At 52.0% G+C, this 23605-nt stretch carries 26 protein-coding genes and 1 tRNA gene; 20 read left to right on the forward strand and 7 right to left on the reverse strand.

Features of this window, described 5'->3' with window-relative positions; translation table 11 throughout:
• Positions 1 to 27: 27 nt before the first annotated feature.
• From xthA to Q4526_RS07230, 5 genes are all read right to left on the reverse strand, one after another.
• Positions 28 to 843: an exodeoxyribonuclease III gene (xthA, locus tag Q4526_RS07210; protein WP_215976330.1), complete on the reverse strand. Its 816-nt coding sequence runs from the start codon at positions 841 to 843 to the stop codon at positions 28 to 30.
• A 62-nt stretch (positions 844 to 905) separates the two neighbouring features.
• Complete coding sequence (locus Q4526_RS07215; protein ID WP_303609573.1) at positions 906 to 3056, reverse strand: carboxy terminal-processing peptidase; 2151 nt, start codon at positions 3054 to 3056, stop codon at positions 906 to 908.
• A 117-nt stretch (positions 3057 to 3173) separates the two neighbouring features.
• Positions 3174 to 3404 carry a zf-HC2 domain-containing protein gene (locus Q4526_RS07220; protein ID WP_215976331.1) on the reverse strand — a complete coding sequence of 77 codons (231 nt, stop codon included), beginning with the start codon at positions 3402 to 3404 and terminating at the stop codon, positions 3174 to 3176.
• Positions 3398 to 4021, reverse strand: a complete 624-nt coding sequence (locus Q4526_RS07225) for an RNA polymerase sigma factor (RefSeq protein ID WP_303609574.1) — start codon at positions 4019 to 4021, stop codon at positions 3398 to 3400. Before Q4526_RS07225 ends, Q4526_RS07220 begins: the two co-directional genes overlap by 7 nt.
• A gap of 86 nt (positions 4022 to 4107) precedes the next feature.
• Positions 4108 to 4731 (reverse strand): DoxX family protein, encoded by a 624-nt coding sequence (locus tag Q4526_RS07230; protein ID WP_215976333.1) that lies wholly within the window; start codon positions 4729 to 4731, stop codon positions 4108 to 4110.
• A gap of 197 nt (positions 4732 to 4928) precedes the next feature.
• On the opposite strand from Q4526_RS07230, the gene thrS reads away from it, so the two are divergent.
• The 10 genes from thrS (at position 4929) to Q4526_RS07280 (ending at position 13468) form a co-directional block, all read left to right on the forward strand.
• Positions 4929 to 6869, forward strand: coding sequence for a threonine--tRNA ligase (gene thrS / locus Q4526_RS07235; protein ID WP_215976334.1), 1941 nt, complete (start codon positions 4929 to 4931; stop codon positions 6867 to 6869).
• Between the two features lie 20 nt (positions 6870 to 6889).
• The gene (gene infC / locus Q4526_RS07240) at positions 6890 to 7429 is read left to right on the forward strand and encodes a translation initiation factor IF-3 (RefSeq protein ID WP_215976397.1); all 540 of its coding nucleotides are present in this window, start codon (positions 6890 to 6892) and stop codon (positions 7427 to 7429) included.
• Between the two features lie 61 nt (positions 7430 to 7490).
• Positions 7491 to 7688 (forward strand): 50S ribosomal protein L35, encoded by a 198-nt coding sequence (rpmI, locus tag Q4526_RS07245; RefSeq protein WP_215976335.1) that lies wholly within the window; start codon positions 7491 to 7493, stop codon positions 7686 to 7688.
• A 33-nt stretch (positions 7689 to 7721) separates the two neighbouring features.
• On the forward strand, positions 7722 to 8081 hold the full coding sequence (rplT, locus tag Q4526_RS07250; protein ID WP_215976336.1) for a 50S ribosomal protein L20: 360 nt from the start codon (positions 7722 to 7724) through the stop codon (positions 8079 to 8081).
• Between the two features lie 112 nt (positions 8082 to 8193).
• Complete coding sequence (gene pheS, locus Q4526_RS07255; protein WP_215976337.1) at positions 8194 to 9231, forward strand: phenylalanine--tRNA ligase subunit alpha; 1038 nt, start codon at positions 8194 to 8196, stop codon at positions 9229 to 9231.
• Between the two features lie 53 nt (positions 9232 to 9284).
• Positions 9285 to 11663, forward strand: coding sequence for a phenylalanine--tRNA ligase subunit beta (gene pheT, locus Q4526_RS07260; protein ID WP_215976338.1), 2379 nt, complete (start codon positions 9285 to 9287; stop codon positions 11661 to 11663).
• A gap of 11 nt (positions 11664 to 11674) precedes the next feature.
• Positions 11675 to 11983, forward strand: a complete 309-nt coding sequence (gene ihfA, locus Q4526_RS07265) for an integration host factor subunit alpha (RefSeq protein WP_215976339.1) — start codon at positions 11675 to 11677, stop codon at positions 11981 to 11983.
• Entirely contained in the window at positions 11964 to 12332 is a 369-nt protein-coding gene (locus Q4526_RS07270) for a MerR family transcriptional regulator (RefSeq protein ID WP_215976340.1), read from the forward strand. The genes ihfA and Q4526_RS07270 overlap by 20 nt, the downstream gene beginning before the upstream one ends.
• Before the next feature lie 117 nt (positions 12333 to 12449).
• A tRNA-Pro gene (locus tag Q4526_RS07275) sits at positions 12450 to 12526 on the forward strand.
• 195 nt (positions 12527 to 12721) lie between these two features.
• Positions 12722 to 13468 (forward strand): SapC family protein, encoded by a 747-nt coding sequence (locus Q4526_RS07280; RefSeq protein ID WP_215976341.1) that lies wholly within the window; start codon positions 12722 to 12724, stop codon positions 13466 to 13468.
• Between the two features lie 52 nt (positions 13469 to 13520).
• Here Q4526_RS07280 and Q4526_RS07285 read toward each other — a convergent pair whose 3' ends face one another.
• Complete coding sequence (locus Q4526_RS07285; protein WP_215976342.1) at positions 13521 to 13952, reverse strand: universal stress protein; 432 nt, start codon at positions 13950 to 13952, stop codon at positions 13521 to 13523.
• 116 nt (positions 13953 to 14068) lie between these two features.
• Here Q4526_RS07285 and Q4526_RS07290 point away from each other — a divergent pair, with 116 nt between their 5' ends.
• The 3 genes from Q4526_RS07290 to Q4526_RS07300 all read left to right on the forward strand — a co-directional run bounded on the left by Q4526_RS07290 (position 14069) and on the right by Q4526_RS07300 (position 16316).
• Positions 14069 to 14995, forward strand: a complete 927-nt coding sequence (locus Q4526_RS07290) for a TIGR01777 family oxidoreductase (protein WP_215976343.1) — start codon at positions 14069 to 14071, stop codon at positions 14993 to 14995.
• A 141-nt stretch (positions 14996 to 15136) separates the two neighbouring features.
• Positions 15137 to 15616: an Hsp20 family protein gene (locus Q4526_RS07295; RefSeq protein ID WP_215976344.1), complete on the forward strand. Its 480-nt coding sequence runs from the start codon at positions 15137 to 15139 to the stop codon at positions 15614 to 15616.
• 100 nt (positions 15617 to 15716) lie between these two features.
• A complete protein-coding gene (locus tag Q4526_RS07300; protein WP_368411098.1) occupies positions 15717 to 16316 on the forward strand; it encodes a class I SAM-dependent methyltransferase in 600 nt (199 codons plus the stop codon).
• Between the two features lie 17 nt (positions 16317 to 16333).
• Here Q4526_RS07300 and Q4526_RS07305 read toward each other — a convergent pair whose 3' ends face one another.
• Positions 16334 to 17335, reverse strand: a complete 1002-nt coding sequence (locus Q4526_RS07305) for a GlxA family transcriptional regulator (protein ID WP_215976346.1) — start codon at positions 17333 to 17335, stop codon at positions 16334 to 16336.
• Positions 17336 to 17480: 145 nt separating this feature from the next.
• On the opposite strand from Q4526_RS07305, the gene Q4526_RS07310 reads away from it, so the two are divergent.
• The 7 genes from Q4526_RS07310 to Q4526_RS07340 all read left to right on the forward strand — a co-directional run bounded on the left by Q4526_RS07310 (position 17481) and on the right by Q4526_RS07340 (position 23496).
• Entirely contained in the window at positions 17481 to 19379 is a 1899-nt protein-coding gene (locus Q4526_RS07310) for a beta-ketoacyl synthase (RefSeq protein WP_215976347.1), read from the forward strand.
• Between the two features lie 233 nt (positions 19380 to 19612).
• A complete protein-coding gene (gene rpsP / locus Q4526_RS07315; protein ID WP_215976348.1) occupies positions 19613 to 19858 on the forward strand; it encodes a 30S ribosomal protein S16 in 246 nt (81 codons plus the stop codon).
• Between the two features lie 14 nt (positions 19859 to 19872).
• Positions 19873 to 20412 (forward strand): ribosome maturation factor RimM, encoded by a 540-nt coding sequence (rimM, locus tag Q4526_RS07320; protein ID WP_215976349.1) that lies wholly within the window; start codon positions 19873 to 19875, stop codon positions 20410 to 20412.
• Between the two features lie 72 nt (positions 20413 to 20484).
• On the forward strand, positions 20485 to 21198 hold the full coding sequence (gene trmD / locus Q4526_RS07325) for a tRNA (guanosine(37)-N1)-methyltransferase TrmD (RefSeq protein ID WP_303609577.1): 714 nt from the start codon (positions 20485 to 20487) through the stop codon (positions 21196 to 21198).
• A 32-nt stretch (positions 21199 to 21230) separates the two neighbouring features.
• On the forward strand, positions 21231 to 21584 hold the full coding sequence (gene rplS / locus Q4526_RS07330; protein WP_215976350.1) for a 50S ribosomal protein L19: 354 nt from the start codon (positions 21231 to 21233) through the stop codon (positions 21582 to 21584).
• A 159-nt stretch (positions 21585 to 21743) separates the two neighbouring features.
• Positions 21744 to 22619, forward strand: coding sequence for a site-specific tyrosine recombinase XerD (gene xerD, locus Q4526_RS07335; protein WP_303609578.1), 876 nt, complete (start codon positions 21744 to 21746; stop codon positions 22617 to 22619).
• Positions 22620 to 22701: 82 nt separating this feature from the next.
• Entirely contained in the window at positions 22702 to 23496 is a 795-nt protein-coding gene (locus tag Q4526_RS07340) for a DsbC family protein (RefSeq protein ID WP_215976351.1), read from the forward strand.
• Positions 23497 to 23605 lie beyond the last annotated feature (109 nt).

Here is a 23605-nt window from a genome sequence, read left to right on the forward strand (position 1 = left end):
TAACCAGAGACTCCCCGTGAGTTTGGCTTAGGCGTTAAATTCGGCCCAAATCGGGCAGTGGTCCGAGGGCTTTTCCATCGCTCTTATGTCGTAATCAATGCCCGCCGCAGTGCATTTTTCTGCCAGTGCCCGGGTCGCCAGAATTAGATCAATGCGCAGGCCGCGCTTAGGGTCGCGCTCGAAGCCTCTTGAGCGGTAATCAAACCAGCTGTACAGCGCCTCAGTGGTGGGGAAATGTTGGCGGTAGGTGTCAATCAACCCCCAGGCTAAAAGCCGGTTAAGCCACTCGCGTTCCTCCGGTAAGAAGCTGCATTTACCGGTGCGCAGCCAGCGTTTGCGGTTGTCTTCCCCAATGCCAATATCAATATCCTGATGGGAGATGTTCATATCCCCCATCAATAATATGGATTCGGCGGCGTTGTGTTGGGTTTCCAATAATTGCTGTAAGTCAGCGTAGTATTTTTCTTTGGCGGGAAACTTTAAAGGGTGGTCGCGGCTTTCACCTTGCGGAAAGTAGCCATTGTAAACATGTACTAAACCGTGTTCAGGCACTTCAAAGCTGCCGCCGACAAAACGTTTTTGTGATTCTTCACTGTCGCCCACAAAACCCTTGGTGCTGGTTACAAAAGGGTGGCGCGATAAAAGCGCAACACCGTAGTGGGTTTTTTGACCGTGAAAGACGACGTGATAGCCCATCGCTTCCACATCGGTCAGTGGGAATTGTTCATCGGCCACTTTGGTTTCTTGCAAACCAATAAAATCGGGCTGATGCGTGTCAATCACTGCTTGCAGTTGATGCAGGCGTGAGCGAATACTGTTGACGTTAAATGAGATAGCTTTCATGGAGTGTATGATTGAATTTGGCAGTGGGGGCGGCCACAAAGGCCGCCGCATAATGAATAAGTTTAGAAGTTGGCGATTTTGGGCGTTTCTTGACTTTCGTTCGCTTTAATAAAGTCCAGCAGAATATGCCCCGCCTCGGTTAGGAAGGGATCTTCTTCCGGGTTGATTTTTTCCGGCCCAGCGTCCAGCGCTTGTTGTTCTGGGTCGGCTTCGCCATCTTCCTCGTCGGTGCCGTTAATATCGGAGTAAGCCTTATAAGGTTCTAGCCCCTTAGCTTTGCGACGTTTGTTCTCTAGCGCGAGCACCTTGTTTTCGTATTCATCTTTTTCAGCGATTCGGGTTTTTTCTCGCAATGAGATGGTGGTGCGGCTGGACATTTCTTCGGCCAATTCCAGCTCGTCGGTAAGGTAGACAAAATCCGGATCTTCTTTTATCCGCGCCATGTGGGACTGGGTAATACTCGGCAGAGCCGCCGGAATGTCGAAGTAGCGATTGTGCTTGGCGGCGTGAATGCTGTCCCAGGGCAGTGCGTGGTCGTAACTGCTTTCGCCGACAAGTTCGGGGTCAATCAGGTCGGGTAGGGCAATGTCGGGCACCACACCGCGGTGCTGGGTACTGTCACCAGAGACGCGATAGAATTTTGATTCGGTCACTTTCAGTTGGCCGTGCTGTAGAGGCTGCAGTGTTTGCACAGTGCCTTTGCCGAAAGATTGGCTGCCGATAATAATGCCGCGCCCGTAATCTTGGATGGCGCCGGCAAAAATTTCCGAAGCCGATGCGCTCAGGCGATTAATTAATACCACAATTGGCCCGCGGTAAACGGCCTTTGAGTGGGAGCGGTGATTGCGGGTAATCAGTTGATTGGTTTGGCGAATTTGCACCACCGGTCCTTGGTCAATAAATAGGTCGGTGAGTGAGGTGGCCTCATGCAGTGAACCGCCGCCGTTGTTGCGTAAATCCACAACAATGCCGTCTACATTTTCCTCGGCCAATTCGCTTAACAGACGAAACACATCGCGAGTGGAGCTGCGGTAATCGGGGTCGCGTTGGCGGTAAGCGGCGAAGTCCAGATAAAAAGTAGGGATGTCGATAACGCCAATTTTGTAGGCCTTATCGCTGTCATCTTTCAGCTCGAAAACCGCTTTTTGTGCGGCTTGCTCTTCCAGCTTAACTTTGTCGCGTTTAATGCTAATAATGTGAGTGCTGCTACCTGCAGCCGCTTTAGCCGGTAAAATTTCCAGACGCACGGTGCTGTCTTTTTTGCCGCGAATTAAATCGACCACTTCATCAAGACGCCAGCCAATCACCTCGACAATTTCACCCTCGCCGTCTTGGCCTACACCGACAATACGATCGGCGGGTTTTAGTTGTCCTTGTTTGTCGGCAGGGCCCGCCGGAATGAGGCGCACAACTTTGGTGTATTCATCTTCACTTTGCAGCATCGCCCCAATGCCTTCCAGAGACAGGGACATATTGATATTAAAGTTTTCCAAAGTGCGGGGCGATAAGTAGTTAGTGTGGGGGTCGTATAAAGTGGTGAATGAATTGATTACAGCACCGAATGCATCTTCACCAGTTTGTTGGCTAATGCGGCGGGCTTGGTTGCGGTAGCGCTTAATCAATAATTCGCGCGCCTCTTTAACCTCTTTACCCGCTAATTTTAAATTGAGGGCGTCGGCTTTAATACGCTTGCGCCAGAGCTCATCTGCCTCGGCAGCGTTGGCTGGCCAGCCGGTTTTATCGCGGTCTACACGCAGTGATTCTTCGGTCTCGAAGCCCAGCTTGTATTGCTCGTCTTCCAGTTGAGCAATAATGGCCTCAGAGCGGGCAATAAAACGCTCAAGGAATGTGGCGTATATATTAATCGCCGTATCCAGTTTGCCCTTCTTAAAGTCGTCATCAAATTCGGCTTTGTGCTGCATAAACGTATCGATATCTTTCTGCAGCAGGTAGCTTTTACCCGGATCGAGTGAGTCTAGGTAATTGCTTAAAAACTTTTCCGAGAGCTCATCGTCGAGCGTCTGGTCGCGAAAGTGGTACTCGTGCAAGGTGCGTACGATTTCCGCGGTCGTCTTTTCTTGCTGCTTGGTCACTTCCAGTGGCTCGGGGCTTAGGGCCAAGGCGGGGACGGCAAGCAACAAGCTGATCAATAGGGTTAATGTACGGCTTGCGACGGCTCTGCGGGTAGGGCGGGGGGGCATTTTATCTGGCATAAACTCGTTGGGGCTCCAAATGTACTGCTTAAGGCCTCGGGCTAAGGCGCATTAATAACAATCATTAGACAGCAACATAGCATTATTTGTTCTGTCAGCCCAGCCAAACCCAGACATTCACGACTTGCTGCGGATTTTTTGTACGATTTTTTGACTTTTGTCCGGCGAGCAGGGCTCAAATTGCGCCACCGATGTGGATAGATCCTGGGTTAGCGTGAGATGACGCACAAATCGGCGACAGTGTCTGCACATAGCCAAATGTAAGCGCATTTGCCATTTTAGGCGCTTATCCGGGCTGCCTTCCAGGTATTCGCCGGCTCGGTGTGCCACATCCTTACATTTCAGCATCGTCCGGTCTCCTGATAGCTGTCAATGATATTCATCAGGGTTAATCGCGCCCGGTGCACCAGCACGCGCGCATTAGCTGCAGAGACACCCAGTAGCTCGCTGATCTGATCAAAGCTGGTCTGCTCCATATCCCGCAAACGGAATACCGCACGCTGGGTGGGCGGTAGTAACAGCAGGGTTTTGTTAATACAGTGATGTAAATCAACCTCTTCCAGCAGGGCGTCGGGCGTATCCAGATGCCAGTAGGGTGGTTTATTGGCCCAGTGGCCCCAGCGATTAAAATTGTCGTCGTCGAGATAGCTACTCTCATCCGCTTGCGTGTCGAGAGAGATGTGGCGCGATTCGCGCTTAGCGCGTGTTAGAGCTTCGTTGCTGACAATGCGCAGCAGCCATGTTTTTAAACTTGAGCGATGTTCAAATTTTGCCAGGGCGCGGTGGGCTGAAACCCAGGCATCTTGCACCACATCTTCGGCCAATGAAGGTCCAACAATCGCGGCGGCTACCGCCACCATGATTGAATGATGGCGCTGTACCAGTTCGGCGTAAGCGTTATCGTTGCCGTTGATGGCGGCGAAAACCAGATCTTTTTCGTCGGTATGATGGTTGGCTGCGCTCAATAGGTGCCCCTTAGGTGGTGCCTTGCGCGGCTGCCTAACAGGCGCGGTGGGCAATAAGCTATGGTGTTGCATATAATATAGCATTATTACGAGACGCTCTTGTTGTGGGCGCGGGCGCGTTTGGTGAGCGCCCGGATAAGATGATCATCGAGGCTAAAGTACCGACCGGGGCCCCAGACCAAAAGCGCCAACAGCATAATCAAGTAGGTGGCGGCAAACTCAATACCATTGTTTAACACCACGAACTTGCCGCTGGAGGTTAGCCAGGGGTAGTGGCCGTGCTCACGCAGCAAGCTTTGTGCTCGATCGAGCTTTTCGGTGGCAGCGAGCACGCGTTCATTGGCGAAAGGGGCTCCGGCGTCGGCAATTGCCTGCCAACCGTAATCCCAATGGACGGCAAAAATTGCCACCAGCATGGTAACCATTAAAGGGATGGTAATGGCGCGGGTAAACAACCCGAGGGCCAACAGTATGGCGCCGATCAATTCGGTGGCGGTAGCCAGAAAAGCCATTAGCCCCGGCAAGGGGAGGCCGAGTCCCCATTCAGCATTGCCAAACCAGATTACGGTGTCGCTAAAGTGCGCCAGCTTTTGCGTGCCTGCCATCCAAAAAATAGGCACCAGGTACAGCCTTAAGGCCAGCGCTGCCAGTGAATCCATCTGGGTAAGTGCGTTGAGCGTTTGCGAGCGCCAGCGAAGCAGTGTGTCCATGTTTTAATCTCCAGTCGTCTTTCCTTTCTAGACGAATGCTGCGAGCTTTTGTTACAGAAAGTAGGCCGCCGTGGTTAGTCGGCGCTGTTATAAGGTGGCGTTAAAGAGTCCGTTTTATTATACTGGCGGGCTTTTGCAAAACACCTATTCACACGTGGCCTTTGGTAGGGGCCACCACTGACCTTTAAGGATGACACATGCCTGTAATTACCCTTCCCGATGGTTCCAAGCGCGAGTTTGATCAGCCCGTTACACTGATGCAAGTTGCCGAAGATATCGGCCCCGGACTTGCCAAGGCGACCGTTTGTGGCCGCATCAATGGTGAGTTGGTCGATGCTTGTGAGTTGATTGAGCAGGATGCCGAGATCTCGCTGATTACCGGTCGCGATGACGAGGGGGTTGAGGTTGTACGTCACTCCTTTGCTCATCTGGTGGGGCACGCTATCAAGCAGTTGTACCCAGAGGCCAAAATGGCCATTGGTCCGGTGATCGACGACGGTTTTTATTACGATATCGAATACGAGCGCACCCTGACACCGGAAGACCTGGAGGCGATTGAGCAGCGCATTAAAGAGCTGATCAAAAAAGACTACGACGTTATCAAAGAGATGACGCCCATCGCCAAGGCGCGTGAGGTATTCGCCGCACGCGGTGAAGACTATAAAGTCGAGCTTGTGGATGGTTTGATTGCCGAGGGTGAGCAGGCGGTGGGGCTATACCACCACGAAGAATACATCGATATGTGTCGCGGCCCCCACGTGCCGAACACCCGTGTTATGCGTCATTTTAAATTGATGCGCGTCTCGGGCGCCTACTGGCGTGGCGATGCTAACAACACCCAGTTGCAGCGTGTGTACGGCACCGCTTGGAACGATAAGAAAGAGTTAAAAGCCTATTTGCGTCGTCTGGAAGAGGCTGAGAAGCGTGACCACCGCAAACTGGCGAAAAAGTACGACCTGTTCCACATGCAGGAAGAGGCTCCGGGTATGGTGTTTTGGCACCCGAAGGGCTGGTCGGTTTACACCGAAATCGAACAGTACATGCGTCGTGTTCAGCGCGATAATGGTTATCAGGAAATTAACACGCCGCAGGTGGTGGATCTAAGCCTGTGGAAGAAATCCGGTCACGCCGATAAGTTTGGCGACGATATGTTTATGTTGAAATCGGAAGATCGCGAATTTGCGGTTAAGCCGATGAACTGCCCCTGCCATGTGCAGGTGTTTAATCAGGGCTTGCGCAGCTACCGCGATTTACCTTTGCGCTTAGCGGAGTTCGGCAGTTGTCACCGCAACGAGGCTTCCGGCTCGCTGCACGGTATTATGCGTGTGCGCGGCTTCACCCAGGATGACGCCCATATCTTCTGCGCCGAAAATGCCATTCAGGACGAAGTGTCAGCGTTTACCGACCTTCTATATCAGGTGTACGCCGACTTTGGGTTTAACGAAGTAATTATTCGCCTGTCTACTCGCCCCGAGCAGCGTGTGGGTGATGATGCGGTGTGGGATAAGGCAGAAAAGGCACTGGCCGATGCGCTGGATGCCAAAGAGCTCGATTATAAACTCTTGCCGGGTGAAGGTGCTTTCTACGGACCTAAAATCGAATTCTCACTTAAAGACTGCTTAGGCCGGGTGTGGCAATGTGGCACGATTCAGGTGGATTTCTCTATGCCGGGACGTCTGGATGCCCAATATGTGGCCGAAGATGGCTCGCGTCAGGTGCCGGTCATGTTGCACCGTGCAATTTTGGGGTCATTTGAGCGATTTATCGGTATTTTGATCGAAAACTACGAGGGTTCATTCCCGACGTGGTTGGCACCCGAACAGGTCGTGGTGGCCAATATTACCGACAATCAGGCCGAATATGTGCAAAAAGTGCAAAAAACCTTGGCTAATAAGGGATTTAGGGCCATATCGGACTTGAGAAACGAGAAGATCGGCTTTAAAATCCGCGAGCACACTATACAGCGGGTTCCCTATATCCTCGTCGCGGGTGATAAAGAAGTGGAGTCCGGCCAGGTTGCCGTTCGCACACGCGAAGGCCAAGACCTGGGTGTCATGAGTCTGGACGCATTTACCGACCTGTTGGCAGCGGATGTTGCTAGCCGCAGTCGGGTTTCGTCGTCTGACTCGGAAGATTAATCGAACAGGAGATAGACACTATCAAAAGAGATAACGCTAAAGGCAAATCCAAGAAAGCCCGTATTAACGATCAAATTGAAGCGACTGAAGTCCGACTGATCGGTGCTGACGGAGAGCAGGTGGGGGTAGTCCCGCTGACAGATGCTCTAAAAGTGGCACAAGATGCCGATTTGGATCTGGTTGAAATAGCGCCTGATAGTACGCCGATAGTTTGTAAAGTGATGGACTACGGTAAGCACCTGTTTGAAATTAAGAAAACCAAAGCTGCTGCCAAGAAGAAACAAAAGCAGCAGCAAATTAAAGAAATGAAGTTTCGTCCAGGGACGGAAGATGGGGATTATCAGGTCAAGCTACGCAACCTGATACGTTTCCTAGAAAACGGGGACAAGGCTAAGGTATCGCTTCGGTACCGCGGTCGTGAAATGGCTCACCAGGAACTCGGGATGGACGTGATGCTACGCATCGAGAAAGACCTTGAGGAACTGGCAACAGTGGAACAACGGCCTAAAATGGAAGGTCGCCAACTGATTATGGTCATGGCCCCGAGAAAGAGAAAGTAGTCGGGCTTTTAGCTGCCTAGGTTACTGAATATTAATCATTGTAAATGCGGAGTTTTATCTCATGGCAACAAAAGCTAAAGTACACTCTGGCGCCGCCAAGCGCTTTAAAAAGACGGCTGCTGGTTATAAGCACAAACACGCTAACAAGAGCCACATCCTCACCAAAATGACCACTAAGCGCAAGCGTCAGCTGCGCGGCACCAGCGTGCTTAACGCCGCTGATACCGTTCATGTTGATCGTATGTTACGCGCCAAGTAATTGGTTCATTTGAGATTTTAAGAGGAGTTTAGTATGGCCCGTGTAAAACGTGGTGTAGAGGCGCGTCGTCGTCACAAGAAAGTTTTAAAAGCTGCAAAAGGTTATTACGGCGCTCGTTCGCGCGTATTTCGTGTTGCTAAGCAAGCTGTTATCAAAGCTGGCCAATACGCGTACCGTGACCGTCGTGTCAACAAGCGCAACTTCCGCGCTTTGTGGATTACCCGTATTAACGCTCAGTCACGTGCAGAAGGCATGACTTACAGCCAGCTGATTGCTGGTTTGAAGAAAGCCGAAATCGCATTGGACCGTCGCGTACTGGCAGATCTTGCCGTACACGACAAAGCGGCCTTTGCTGCCGTTGTTGCCGAGGCAAAATCAGCTCTGGCTGCTTAATCGCCGCAATGACGCAGACGGGTATTGCGCCCGTGCACTGACGCGATAAAGGGGAGGGCTGGTACTGGCCTCCCCTTTTTTATTGCTAACGAATACATAATTGGATACAGCGATGGAAAATCTCGCCGCGCTCACCGATGAGGCGCTTGCATTAGTTGATAAAGCCGAAGATCTAGCGGCTTTGGATAAAGTCCGGGTGGAGTACTTGGGCAAAAAGGGCCAAATTAGTGCTCAGGCCAAAATGCTGGGCAAGCTGTCCGCCGAAGAGCGCCCCGCAGCCGGCGCCAAAATTAATCAAGCCAAACAGCAGGTGCAAACCCGCATAGAAGCGGTGAAATCTCGCCTGGAGCGCGCCGCCATTGAGGCCAAATTGGCCGAGGAGACCATCGATGTCACCTTGCCCGGCCGCGCCCGCGACACCGGTGGTTTACACCCGGTGACCCGCACCCTGGATCGCATAGCCGAAATCTTCGCCCAGGTGGGTTACGAGGTGGCCGAAGGCCCCGAAATCGAAGACGATCAGCACAACTTCGAAGCGCTCAATATTCCCGCTCACCACCCGGCGCGTGCCATGCACGACACCTTCTATGTGGAAGATAAGCACTTCGCCACTAGTGGCGGCAGCTATGTCCTGCGCACTCACACCTCGCCCGTACAGGTGCGAGTGATGGAATCGTCCGAGCCGCCTCTGCGCATTATTTGCCCGGGCCGCGTCTACCGCTGTGACTCGGATCTGACCCATACCCCGATGTTTCATCAGGTAGAAGGCTTGGTGGTGGATAAAGACATCAGTTTTGCCGACTTGAAAGGCACGGTGGATCAGTTTCTTAAAGCGTTTTTTGAAGTGGACGCCCCTGTGCGCTTCCGCCCGTCGTACTTTCCTTTTACAGAGCCTTCGGCCGAGGTGGATATTGGTTGTACCCAATGTCACGGTAAAGGCTGTCGAGTGTGTAAAAACACCGGTTGGATTGAAATTATGGGCTGCGGTATGGTGCACCCCAATGTGTTTCGGGCCGCGAATATCGACCCCGACGAATACACCGGCTTTGCCTTTGGTATCGGCGTGGAACGCATGGCCATGCTGCGCTATGGCGTGAATGATCTGCGCCTGTTCTTTGAAAATGATTTGAAGTTTTTGCAACAGTTTTAACGGTTGCAAAACAAACCCAGAATGAAGCCGCAAAGGCACAAAGAGATAGCAATATGAAAGTTAGCGAATCCTGGTTGCGCGAGTGGGTCAACCCAGATATCGATACGCAAACCGTGGTGGATCAACTGACCATGGCGGGCATAGAAGTGGACGCAACCGAGCCGGTAGCCGGAGCGTTTACAGGTGTTGTGGTGGGTGAAATTGTCAGTATTGAACAGCACCCAGACGCCGACAAACTGCGTGTTTGTCAGGTGGCCGGCCACCCCGAGGGTGAGCTGGTGCAAGTGGTCTGTGGTGCGCCCAATGCACGGGCCGGCTTGAAAGCGCCATTTGCCACCGTTGGGGCTAAGTTACCCGGCGACTTTAAAATCAAAAAAGCCAAACTGCGCGGCGTTGAGTCCTTTGGTATGTTGTGCGGCCAAACCGAGCTTGAGGCAGGTGACGACGACGAAGGTTTGTGGGAATTGGCAGTCGATGCACCGGTAGGGGCGGATTTGCGCGAATACCTGAATTTAGACGACACCCTGATTGAGGTAGACATTACTCCTAACCGCGGCGACTGTTTAAGCGTGCGCGGGCTCGCCCGCGAGCTAGGTGTGATTAACCGTCACCCCGTCTCAGAGGTGGTAACGCAGCCGGTATCCGCCCAGGTTGACGATACCTTGCCTATTACTATTGCGGCCAGCGGTGCTTGTTCACGCTATTTGGGTCGAGTAATTCGCGGTATCGATGTCAACGCTACCAGCCCCTTATGGATGCAAGAAAAGCTGCGCCGCGCCGGTCTGCGCCCGATCGATGCAGTGGTGGATGTCACTAATTACGTCTTACTTGAGTTGGGCCAACCCATGCACGCGTTTGATCTGGCTAAGATCGATGGCGGCATAACTGTGCGCGAAGCCAGTGCCGATGAAAAACTGACTTTGCTGGATGAGCAAGAAATCGAGCTTAAACAAGGCACACTGCTTATTGCCGATAACGCCAAGCCTCTGGCGATGGCGGGCATTATGGGCGGCCTGGAGAGCGCTGTGGGTAAATCGACCCAGGATATCTTTTTAGAAAGCGCCTACTTTAACCCCATTGCAATAGCCGGTCGGGCTCGCAATTATGGGTTACATACCGATTCTTCCCACCGTTTTGAGCGCGGCGTCGATTATGACTTGGCGCGCCAGGCGATGGAGCGTGCGACTGAACTGTTGCTCGGCGTTGTGGGCGGTCAGTCCGGCCCCATTACCGAACAAGTGAGTGATTCGTTGCCAGCGGCCAACAAGGTTGAGTTGCGTAAAGCGCGTATTGTCAGCGGTCTGAGCATTGAAATGGATGATGCCGCCGTGGCAGATATACTCAGTCGTCTGGGTTTTGTTATTGACGCGACTACAGTAGAAGGCTGGCAGGTGAGTGTGCCCAGTTGGCGCTTTGATGTCTCGATTGAGGCGGACTTACTGGAAGAGTTGGCGCGTATTTACGGCTATAACCGTTTGCCGACCAAAGTGCCCGATCAGAGCATGGCGATTAAGTCTCACACCGAGTCTCGTCAAACCCTGTCCAGATTACGCCACCATTTAATTGCTCGTCGCTATCAGGAAGTGGTTACTTATAGCTTTGTTGATCCAAAAATGGGTGCGCAATTTGAACCTGATATCGACCCTGTTGCCCTGCAAAACCCAATCAGTGCCGATATGGGTGTGATGCGCACCAGCCTATTACCGGGCTTAGTCAGTGCGCTGCGTCATAACATCAATCGTCAGCAGGGGCGGGTACGCCTGTTTGAAACCGGACAAAAATTTGTGCCGGGTGCCAACGGTGTGGCTCAAACCCCCACCTTGGCAGGTTTGGTGTTTGGCCCTGTGGCCGGCGAAAACTGGACCGATAGTGATGCCAAAGTCGACTTCTTTGATGCCAAAGGGGATGTGGAGTCTCTGTTGGCTGTGGGTGGTAACGGTGCTGATTTCAGCTTTAAGGCCGACGTTCACCCGGCGTTGCACCCTGGACAAACCGCTGGTGTCTTTTGTCGAGATGAAAAAATAGGGGTGGTGGGTGCCATTCACCCAGCGCTGCAAGACGAACTGGACCTGCCCGATGGTGTTTTCGTCTTCGAGCTGGCTTTGCAGTCACTGCTCGAGGCTAAGGTGCCGGCGTTTACCCCGCTGTCTAAATTTCCAGCCGTTAGACGCGATTTAGCACTGGTGGTGGATCGCACGCTGGCGGTGGATGATCTTCTCAGCGCTATCGGCCAAACCGCGGGTGAGCACTTGATTGACTTAAAGGTATTTGACCTCTATATGGGCAAAGGTATTGATCCACATAGAAAAAGTGTGGCATTGGGCTTGACCTTTCAGCATCCTTCCCGCACTCTTAACGACGAAGAAATTAACGGGTATGTCGATACGGTGGTCAACCACGTAACCGAAAAGTACGGTGCAGCCCTGAGATAGGCAGGAAACCTATGTCCAACAACGCGCTGACAAAAGCGGATTTGGCAGAAAAATTATACGAAGAGCTGGGCCTTAACAAGCGCGAGGCGAAAGAGCTGGTGGAAATCTTCTTTGAAGAAATTCGCCATTCTCTGGAATGCAACGAGCAGGTTAAGTTGTCCGGCTTTGGTAATTTTGATTTGCGTGATAAAAGTCAGCGCCCGGGGCGCAACCCGAAAACAGGCGAAGAGATTCCCATTAGTGCCCGGCGTGTTGTTACCTTCAGGCCCGGACAAAAGCTCAAGGCTCGAGTAGAAACCTATGCTGGAACCAAGTCATAACGACGAACTGCCGGTAATACCCGGCAAGCGTTACTTCACCATTGGTGAGGTAAGCGAGCTATGTGCGGTCAAGCCGCACGTATTGCGCTATTGGGAGCAGGAATTCCCCCAGCTAAAGCCGGTAAAGCGACGGGGTAACCGCCGCTACTACCAGCGTGTTGATGTGCTTACCATCCGCCAGATTCGCTCGCTGCTCTACGATCAGGGCTTTACCATTGGCGGTGCTCGTCAACAAATGAGCGGCGAAACCGCACAGCAAGATGTCACGCAATTCAGTCAGTTGGTCAGCCAAATGATCTCCGAGCTGGAGCATCTGCTTGAGGTGCTTAAGCCCGATTCCCGCCGCTGATCAATACCCGTCTAAGTGGCTGAAAAATAAGGCCTCAGGCAGTTGCAATCTGCGCTGTTTCGGGTATTATGCCCACCTCCCTGGCCGACCCCAGCTGGCTTGGGAACTTGCCTCTATCGGAACGTAGCGCAGCCTGGTAGCGCACCACACTGGGGGTGTGGTGGTCGTGGGTTCGAATCCCGCCGTTCCGACCATTTTCTTTTTAATTTCCAATAGCTTGTCTACCTTGCTCGCACTTTCTGCCCGAGCCTCTGTATATCTGTGATGAATGCGTTCCTTTCTGGGGTGGCACACTTCTAAGAAGATGCTACTATGTGCATCTATTTTTTGAATCAGGTATGGGCACGCGGGGTTTACCCGTTGTCCGACAATAACAAAGAGGTATGTACGTGGCTAAGCAGTTAATGATTTATGATGATATTCAACCGGTTACTAGCGATAAGCACCGCAACTACTCGGTTAATTTGACCGATCACTCTTTTACCAGCGAGTTGACCTCAATTCCTTTGTTGGCGACTGAGATTCCACTGGCCGCGGCCGAGTACCCGGTTATCTTCTCTTCGCCTAACGAGCAGGGCGAGCACACGCCTCTGGCTGTGGTCGGTGTTGAGCGTGGTGAGAACTTAATGCTTAATGCTAATAATGCGCTTGAAGCGCGTTACATTCCGGCTTTTATTCGCCGCTACCCCTTTGTGTTTGCTGGCGTTGAAAACGGTGAAAAGCTGACACTTTGTTTGGATGCGAAAAGCAAAGCATTGGTCGCAGATGGCTCGAAAGGCAACCGCTTGTTTGACGACAAGGGTGAGCAAACCGAGTTTTTGCAAAATATCCTGAAATTCTTGCAGGATTATCAATACCGCGCGGAAATGACCAAAGTCTTCTGTAAGCAGTTGAAAGAACTCGATTTATTGGAGCCTATGCAGGCTAATATCGAGTTCCGTACCAACGAAGATCAGAACATGAGCATCAAAGGCTTTTACACCATCAAGCGTGAAAAGTTAAAAGAATTGACTGATGAACAGGCGTTGGATCTGTTTAAGCGTGATGGTCTGGAGCTGATTTACGCTCACCTGCAATCGCTGGACAACCTGAACCACTTGGTTGAACGCAAGCGTAACAAGCTGTCTGCCGCCTAAAGGCGAGACGCTTTAGCAGTAAAAAAACCGGCCACTGGCCGGTTTTTTGTTTTTAAAGCCGGATAACCAGAGTATCGGTGGGAGCGCGACTAACGATATCACTGGCGGTGGTGTGAAAGAGAGAGGCCACGAGCCCAGAGTGACTGTGGTGGCCAATAACCAAAAGATCGCAACCAAGGTTTTCCAGACAGCGGTATAGCTCATCGGTTGGGTCGCCAAAGGCAATGTGTAGATTGGTCGAAGGAATCGTGTTGTTCGAGGCCAGAGCGTTGAGATCGGGGAAAATTTGCTGGCGTATATGGGTCTCATTGGCTACATGATTGTGCCCGGTCATGTCGCCCAGCCCGGTTACGGGATGACTTTCGATATGAGCAATATGAATGTTTGGCGCTGTGGTCAGCTCCAGGGCTTTAGCAATCAGTAGGGCACCGTGGTTGTCTTTACCGAGTTCAAGAGCCACTAAGACTTTGCGGTAACCAGCCATATTTTGTCTCCGCGATTAATTGTTATAAGCAAACACAGCCCAGCGATGAACTAAAGTTTGCATTGAACGTAATCTATAAATATCGATTATGTAAACTTTAGTGTGAGGCAAAGCTTATGTCGACCGAAACTGTCGATTTTTTGCAGGGGAAAAATGTACTGTTAAGTGGCGGTACAGGTTTTATTGGCCGGGCACTGGTACCTGAGTTGCTGGCCGCAGGAGCGCGGGTTACGGTGTACACGCGCAACCCTAGGCAGGCCCGAGAAAAACTACCCGCCGGCGTTTTGGTGGTGGGGGATTTGCTCAGCTTGGACAGTGCTGGATATGACGCAGTGATCAATCTTGCCGGTGCCCCGATAATGGCGAGTCGTTGGACTGCCAGACGCAAAGCCGAACTACTCGCCAGTCGCATTGAAACCACAGAGCTGTTGCTAGAGCATTTGCGCAACCACGCGCGTTTTCCGAGTGTGGTGGTCAGTGGCAGCGCCGTTGGCTACTACGGAGATACCGGTGATACTGAGGTGACTGAGCAGGCCGCTCCCGGTGCAGGTTTCGCTGCACAGTTGTGTCGTTTGTGGGAAGAATCGGCATTCGGGTTTAAATCCGGGGGTGCACGTCTGTGTTTGTTGCGAACTGGCATCGTACTGGGCCCCAATGGCGGCGCACTGCAAAAGATGCTGCTGCCTTTCAAATTGGGTTTGGGCGGTCCCATGGGATCTGGCAAGCAGTGGATGAGCTGGATACATCTGGATGATCTGGTCGCTATGATACTTTCGCTTCTGATTTCTCCAGCGATGAGCGGGCCGATTAATGCGGTCGCGCCCAAGCCGGTTAGTAACCGTTGTTTTGCCAGCACTCTGGCGCAAGTGCTACATCGCCCAAGCTTTGTGACAATGCCTGCGATTGCGGTGCAATTGTTATTCGGTCAGGCTGGGAGAGAGTTGCTGCTGGCGAGCAATAGGGTTGTGCCCGCTCAGGCATTGGGCCAGAATTTTACCTTTCGCTATTCTGATTTAACGCAGGCCATTAGTGCCAGTTTGTAAAAAAATTATTTTATTACGCTTGAAATAAATTTAGATGACCCTAGATAGGTTATGTACTCGCTCGAATGAGGAGTGCACATACCGCCCGATCTTTGTGATGGGCATCTAACTTTATATTGCTCTGAATTTGAGGATATTACTATGCGTAATTTTGATCTTACTCCACTATACCGCTCTTCTATTGGCTTCGACCGTATGGCCAGCCTGCTTGATAATATGGCCCGCAGCGAACAAGGTCAGCCCAGTTATCCGCCTTACAATATTGAATTGACGGGCGAAGATCACTACCGAATTTCCATGGCGGTGGCGGGTTTTGATCTCGGTGAATTAAACATCGAGGTAAATCAAAATAATTTAACCGTTGCCGGACAAAAAACCGAAGACGACGACTCGCGTACCTTCTTGCATCGCGGTATCGCAGCGCGCAACTTTGAGCGTCGCTTTCAGCTGGCCGATCATGTGCGAGTGCAAGGCGCTAACATTGAAAATGGTTTGCTGCATATCGATTTGGTTCGCGAAGTGCCGGAGGCTATTAAGCCTCGCACAATTGAAATATCCACCGCCGGCCAGCAATCTCGTGTTGGACAGGAACAAAAGCCCAATGATTCAGCCGCCGCCTAAATGCCGCTGCTCACTATCTTAACCCCTGACTTGTGCCGGTTTTGCCGGCACTTTTTTTATGTCCGGTAATTGTTGCCCGCTTTGTCGGTGTGTGCGGCTAGTGGATTTTTATCGCGACACCAAACGTCATTATTGGCAGTGTGGGCAGTGTGATTTGGTGTTTGTTGGGCAAGAGTTTTTACTGTCAGCATCAAAAGAAAAAGCCGAATACGATCTGCACGAAAATGACATTTTCGATCAGGGTTACCGGCGCTTTTTAAATCGCTTGGCGCAGCCGCTTTTGGAGATTATAACGCCTCCTGCAAAAGGGCTCGATTTTGGTTGCGGTCCGGGGCCGGCGCTGCAAGATATGTTGCAATCGGCGGGCTTTGAGATGGATATCTACGATATTTTTTACGCTCCACATAAAGCGGTGTTTGACCGATACTATGATTTTATTACCGCCACCGAGGTGGTAGAACATCTGCATAATCCGCACTGGGAGTTAGATCGACTATGGTCGCGAGTTAACCCTCAAGGGGTGTTGGCGATTATGACTAAGCGGGTGCAAAGCCAAGCCGCCTTCGCTACTTGGCACTATAAAAATGATCTTACTCACGTTTGTTTTTTTAGCGAGTCAACCTTTCGATGGTTGGCCAAGCAGTGGGGCGCAACACTCACTTTCCCGGCCGCTGATGTCGTTTTATTGCAAAAGCCTTAAATTTTCCTGAAGTAATTTTATTGCGAACTAAACAGCTTGGCCCTGACCGTGGCGCGGTAGTCTCTAGGGTTGGTGTCTAGGTGTTGTTTGAATAAATCGGCAAAATAGGCAGTATCTTGATAGCCACAGCGCTCGGCGATTTCACTAATGCTTAAATTGCTGGTTTTTAATAAATCTCGAGCGACAGCCATTCGGGCATTGGTCAGGTAAGTATGCGGGGTTAAGCCGGTCGCGCTTTTAAAGCGCCGATTTAAAGTTCGGGTGCTCATATCAAAGCGTTTGGCCAGTTCGTTCATTGAACTAAATCGCGCATAGTTGTCTCGCAACCACATTTGAACTTGCACCATTTGCTCGTCCGGATGTGGGTGGTCATCATTTTCATAATAGGCCGAGCTTTCATAAGAGCGTCGTATTTCATGGGAGAAGTGACGCTCTACATGGCCGGCAATGGAGCGGTTAAACAACCGGCTAATAAAGTGCACTGTCAGATCGGCCAGAGAGTTAACGCTGGCGGCGCAATAGCGTCGACCGGACTGGGTGATAAAATGCTGCCTTTTTAATTTCACCTCTGGGTAGTCGCGTTGGAATTGATCAAAGTAATGCCAATGGGTTGTGGCTGCTTGACCGTCTAGCAAGCCGGCTTCGGCCATAAAGCAGCAGCCCGTGCCCACGGCGCACAGCGCTGAGCCGTTTTCATGACAGGCGCGCAACCAGTCAATCAGTTCGCCTGAACGTTGTAAGGTGGGCCGGGGGTTGCGCCATAATGCGGGTAAATAAATGATATCCGGCACGCCGGCAGAGTCCAACGTGGTATCGGGCACCCATTGTAAGCCCGCAGGAGCGCTCAATAAGGCGTTGGCTTGCGCGGTGGTGCTGAGCTCGATTTGCCGGTCGCCTGCGGCCTTGTCTGAGTTGTATGCCAGCTGAGCGGTGCGCAGCATCTCCATCGGTAATACCGTCCCTGTGGCCAGCATATTCTCGGTCAACACGAAGGTGATGTGGGTCTGTTCTGTCTGCATGTTGCAAAAAGCTACTCAAAGGAGTGTGTTTGGCTAATATGCCATTTCATATGGCCATTATGACCCTGTTCGCATGGGCTGTATAGCAATACACTGCCAGCCTATTAATGCTAGACCCTCTATTGTCGCTTGTTAGGAGAAAAACATGTCCCGATTGCCCGTTATTGTAGGTTTTGGCGGTTTTAATGCTGCGGGTCGTAGCTCCGGGCACCAAGGTTTTCGGCGTATGGTTTTAGAAAGCTTGCCCGAGTGTGAACGGCAGGAAACTCTGGCAGGCCTTGGCGTGATGATGGGGTTGGTTCGGTGCCAAGAAGGGCAGTGGTGTGATGACCAGGGGCAAGCGCTGACGCTGGCACAAATTGAGGCACAGTTTGGCGATGCTATTCGCGCTGGCAGCCTGATTCGCCGTATCGATGGTCGCTTTTTTGATGTCGATTCGGTGCATTGGCAAAAATCCGCCAAGCTTAATATCGAGGAAGGCACCCAGAGTTTCATATTAAAGGCTCGCGATTTGCCAGAGCCGGTACCCGAAAACTGGACAGTTACCGAGCTGGAAGAACGGCAGGTGCGGGTGGATATTTCTCAGTCGCTCGAGGTTAAGCTCGACAGTTACCGCGACATGCCGGTGAAATCAGCCGGCCAACTGCCGCAGGGTTTCAATCCAGAAGATTTATACAACGCCCGCTTTCATCCCCGCGCTTTGCAACTGGCCGTGATAGGTGCATCCGATGCGGTGCGCTCGATGGGTATTGAGTGGGCGCAGGTGGCCGCTTCGGTCTTGCCCGATGAGGTGGGAGTTTATGCCAGCAACGTAATGAGCCAAATGGATGAAAATGGCTTCGGTGGTCTGCTGAAATCGCGTTTGCTCGGTGGCAGGGTGACCACGAAGCAGTGTCCGTTGGGGCTGAACAGCATGCCGGCGGATTTTGTTAATGCTTATATCCTGGGTAGTGTCGGGCACACTGGCGCCATTGCCGGAGCCTGCGCCTCGTTCTTGTACAACCTGCGCGCGGCAGTGGAGGATATTAGCTCGGGCCGTTGTCGTGTGGCTGTGGTGGGTAATGCTGAGGCGCCCATTACATCGGAAATTATTGATGGCTACGCCACCATGGGTGCTCTGGCTACCGAAGAGAAACTGAAGAAAATAGACGGCAGTGATGACACCGACCCGGCGCGCAGCAGTCGCCCCTTTGGGGAAAATTGCGGTTTTACTATCGCCGAGTCATCGCAGTATATTGTGCTGATGGATGACGAATTGGCGCTAGAGTTAGGCGCTGACATTCACGGCGCAGTCAATGATGTGTTTATCAATGCCGACGGCTACAAAAAATCGATTTCAGCTCCAGGGCCCGGCAACCATATTACCTTTGCCAAGGCGGTGGCTTCGGCCCGCGCTATTGTCGGTGATGAAGTGGTGCGCCAGCGCTCTATGGTGCACGCACACGGCTCCAGTACTCCGCAAAACAGGGTGACCGAGTCGCAAATATTCGATCAGGTGGCTGAGTATTTTGGCATAACCGACTGGCCTGTCGCCGCTATTAAAGCCTTTGTGGGACACTCGCTGTCACCGGCCAGCGGTGATCAATTGATTGCCAGCTTGGGGACGTTCAAATATGGGATGGTACCTGGGGTTAAAACCATCGATCGGGTTGCTGATGACGTTTTTGCTGATCGTCTGAATATTCAGGTTGCCGATTTCACCCCGCAAGAGGGGATTGATGTTGCCTTTTTGAATTCCAAAGGGTTTGGCGGTAACAACGCCACCGCCAGCGTGTTATCGCCGAAAGTGGTGGATCAAATGCTGGAAAAACGTTATGGTGCCGACCGTTTTGCTCGCTACCAAGCTTTGCGCGAACAGACCCGCACTCAGGCTGAACAATATGACCAGGCCGCGCTGCGCGGTGATTTCGGCACTATTTACCAGTTTGGTGAAGGCCTGATTGACGAGTCGAAAATTGAATTTGTCGATGGCGAAATTCGCCTGCCGGGGTTTGCCAAGGCCGTGAACCTCGACTTGCCTAATCGCTTTGACGACATGGTGTGATGGCAGGCCAGTAGCGCTAAAGTGTGCCCGCCGGCTCAGTTTTGACCAGCCGCTAGGGCAGTCATTGCAGTGGGTGATGATTTTTTGCCCAGCTGGGCGGCAATAGTGCTATACAAAGCCACTTCTTTACCTTAGAATACGGCGCCTTTCGCAATCGGCTTAAGCTCGCTTGCGTGAACCAGTTTTAACAATGATGGGGAAAACCCATCTGATACAACTACAGGAAAGCATCAATGGTAACTATTCGTCTGTCTCGTGGTGGCTCCAAAAAGCGTCCTTTTTACCACCTGACCGTAAGCGACAGCCGCAGTGCACGTAACGGCCGTTTCATCGAGCGTGTTGGTTTCTTCAACCCAATCGCCCGCGGCCAGGAAGAAAGCCTGCGTATCGATCAAGACCGTATCGACTACTGGGTAGGCCAAGGCGCCCAGGTTAGCGAGCGTGTTGCTAAGCTGATCAAAACCAAAGCTGCCGCTTAATTGCTGTTAGCCCGATGACGACAGAGTCTTCTAATCTGGTGGATGTCGGGCGTATCACTGCGGTATTTGGTATTCAGGGCTGGGTGAAAATCCACTCTGGCACCGAGCCCGCAGAGAACTTGTTTGAATACCACCCTTGGTGGCTGAAAACAGCCCACGGGGTGAAAACAGTCGATATAGACGCGGTTCGTCCCCACGGTAAGGGCTTTGTGGCCCATATCAAAGGTGTTGATGATCGCGATACGGCTGCCACTTATGCTGGTACAACTATAGCGGTTGAGCGACAGCAGTTGCCGGATCTGGCCGAAGGCGAGTTCTATTGGCATCAGCTGCAAGGCTTGGCCGTTATCTCCCGTTTTGGCGGCACACAAACCCGTTTGGGGTGCGTCAGCCGAATACTGGAGACCGGTGCTAACGATGTGCTGGTGGTTCAAGCCGATCAAAGCAGTGTGGATGATCGCGAACGCTTAGTGCCCTATATACCTGGGCAGTATGTGCTTGAGGTGGATTTAGAAGCCCGAACCCTAGCGGTTGATTGGGATCCGGCATTCTAGCAGGGGGTCAACGTGACCGATAAAGCGGAGCAGGCGCCTATTAAGTTGGCTGTCATTACGCTTTTCCCGCCAATGTTTGCGGCCTTGACGGAAAGTGGCATAACCGCGCGCGCGGTGAAGGAGGGCCGGGTCGCCATCGAGTGTTGGAACCCGCGGGACTTCACCGTTGATAAGCATCGTACAGTGGATGATCGCCCCTACGGCGGCGGCCCTGGCATGCTAATGAAAGTGCAGCCTTTGGCCGATGCGGTTGATGCCGCTAAAGCCTGGACCGGTGCCGCTAAAGTGGTTTACTTGTCCCCGCAGGGGCAAAAGTTTACCCAACAGGCCGCTCAAGTAATGGCCACCGAAGGCAATTTGATTTTAATTGCCGGGCGCTATGAAGGTATCGACGAGCGCCTGATCGAGTCAATAGTGGATGAAGAATGGTCCATTGGTGACTATGTACTGTCTGGCGGCGAGTTGCCGGCTATGGTATTGATGGATGCTCTGATTCGGTTGTTACCCGGCGCGCTGGGCGATAAACAATCGGCCGAGGAAGACTCCTTTAGTGACGGTTTGCTGGACCATCCGCACTATACGCGCCCGGAAATACTTGAGGGTGACAAGGTGCCTGAGGTTTTACTCTCAGGGGATCACCAAAGAATTCGGCGCTGGCGCTTACAACAAGCGCTGGGGCGAACTTGGCTAAGACGGCCAGATTTATTGCAACACAAAGACTTAACCGAGGAGCAGCAAACGCTGTTGACGGACTTTCGTCGGGACCTTGAAAACGACTCACTCTAGCTGTGAAGCTACAGAATCTCAGGAGAATAGAGATGACCAACAAGATTATTCAAGAGCTCGAAAACGAACAGCTCAAGCAAGACGTACCAGCATTCGCACCGGGTGATACCGTTGTGGTTCAGGTAAAAGTAACCGAAGGTAACCGCGAGCGTCTACAGGCCTACGAAGGTGTTGTAATCGCTAAGCGTAATCGCGGTTTGCACTCTGCTTTCACCGTGCGCAAAATTTCTTACGGTGTTGGCGTTGAGCGTACTTTCCAAACTCACAGCCGTCAGGTTGACAGCATTGCTGTTAAGCGTCGCGGTGATGTGCGTCAGGCCAAGCTGTACTACTTGCGTGACCTGACCGGTAAAGCGGCTCGTATTAAAGAAAAGCTGGGCGCATAATCGACGTTATTATTTGTCGATTTTGCCAAGCACAAAAAAGCCGACCTAAGGGTCGGCTTGTTTGTGCCTTGAGTTTTTTGGTTTGGACAGCATAATAGCCAATCTACTCCCGATAAGGACACGGTTATCAAAGCCCTTTCGCAAAGTGTCGACTCCAGTATTCGTCTATATCTCGACAGCCTGTGGCTGGAAAAGGGCCTGGCGGATAACACTCGTCAAAGTTATCAGCGTGATCTTACTCATTTTGCCCGCTGGTTGGGTGAGCAGGGCGAGGATGACCTAAACGCTGTTACCGGGCAACAAGTGATGGCTTATCTCGCCTGGCGCCACAGTGCCAATTACTCCAGCCGCTCAACGGCGCGCTTATTATCGTGTTTGCGAGGGTTTTACCGCTTTCAGCTGCGGGAAAACGCCATCAGTGAAAATCCATTAGCCGGCATTGAGAATCCTAAATTACCTCGCTCATTGCCTAAACTTTTGACCGAAAGCGATGTCGAAGCTCTATTGTCGGCCCCCGATGTGGACGATGCCGTAGGTTTGCGCGATAAAGCCATGTTGGAGTTGCTCTATGCCTGCGGTTTGCGCGTCACTGAGCTAACCCAGCTCACCCTACCTATGCTCAATTTACGCCAAGGCGTGGTGCGTGTGTTGGGTAAAGGCAGTAAAGAAAGGTTGGTGCCATTGGGTGAAGAGGCGGCCTATTGGCTTGAACGGTATATCACCTCAAAGCGTTCTGAGTTGTTGGCGGCGCGTCCCAGTGAGGCGGTCTTTCCCAGTACACGCGGTGTGGCCATGACGCGCCAAACGTTTTGGTACCGCATTAAGCATTGGGCTCGGGTGGCTGGTATTGAAAAGCCTTTGTCGCCGCACACCTTGCGTCACGCGTTTGCCACGCACCTGATTAACCATGGCGCCGATTTACGTGTGGTGCAGTTATTACTGGGCCATAGTGACCTATCGACCACGCAAATTTACACCCACGTGGCTCAGGCGCGAATGCAAAGTTTGCATAAGATGCATCACCCTAGGGGATAGCGCTGATAAGCTGGCGTGTGTAGCCAAATGGCAAAGGGTGATTGTGGTACACTCCGATTAACGTGTTTTAGAGATAGTTATTATGTGGATAAATTATGTGAAGGCTGGTTTGCTGGCCTGTGTTCTGGCTCCTCTGAGCGTTGCGGCGCAAGATTCGGCTGATTCGGCGGAAGCGTTGAGCCCCGAAGAAACCATCACTCAAGCCCTGGCTCCTGCTGTGGGTGGTGCTTCACAGCTAGGCCCAGTTCGCCCCTCTGTGATCGATGGATTGTATTCGGTTCAAATCGTCGGCGGACCTACGTTAATGGTCACGCCCGACGGCAAGCATGCTGTTGTCGGTGATCTGCTGGAAATTGCCCCAACCGGTTTTACTCAAGTACAAGATCCTTACTTGATTGATGCTCGCAAAGACTTTTTGGCCGGTCTGAGCGATGATGAAACTATTAACTTTAAGCCAGAAGGTGAAACCAAGCACGTCATGTATGTGTTCACCGATGTTGACTGCGGATACTGTCGTCGTTTGCATAACCATATGCACCAGTACCGGGAAAAAGGCGAGCTCAAGCCCGGTTACAGCGATCTTGGGATTGAGGTTCGCTATTTGGCCTACCCGCGTGCTGGTATTGGCAGCCCTTCTGCCGCAAAGCTTGAGAGTGCTTGGTGTGCGGACGACCAGCAGGCAGCCTTGGATAAACTGAAAGCAATGCAGCCGGTGGACCAAAAAACTTGTGAGTCCGCTCCTATTGCCCGTCATTTTGTGACAGGTGGTCAGCTTGGTGTTAACGCGACCCCAGCGATTATGTTGCCGAATGGCGAGCTGCACTTGGGTTATCGTCCCCCCGAAGACATGGTAGGAATCTTTGCTCAGGGCGAGTAGTCACTCTTAGCTGGCTCTAGCCATCACAGCAAGCGTTCACTAATTGACAGCAACCATTGCTCTGAGTATGGTTGCTGTCTTTTATTTTGCAGCACCCAAAAGAGGATAA

This window comes from Gilvimarinus sp. 2_MG-2023, assembly GCF_030547685.1.
Taxonomy (GTDB): domain Bacteria; phylum Pseudomonadota; class Gammaproteobacteria; order Pseudomonadales; family Cellvibrionaceae; genus Gilvimarinus.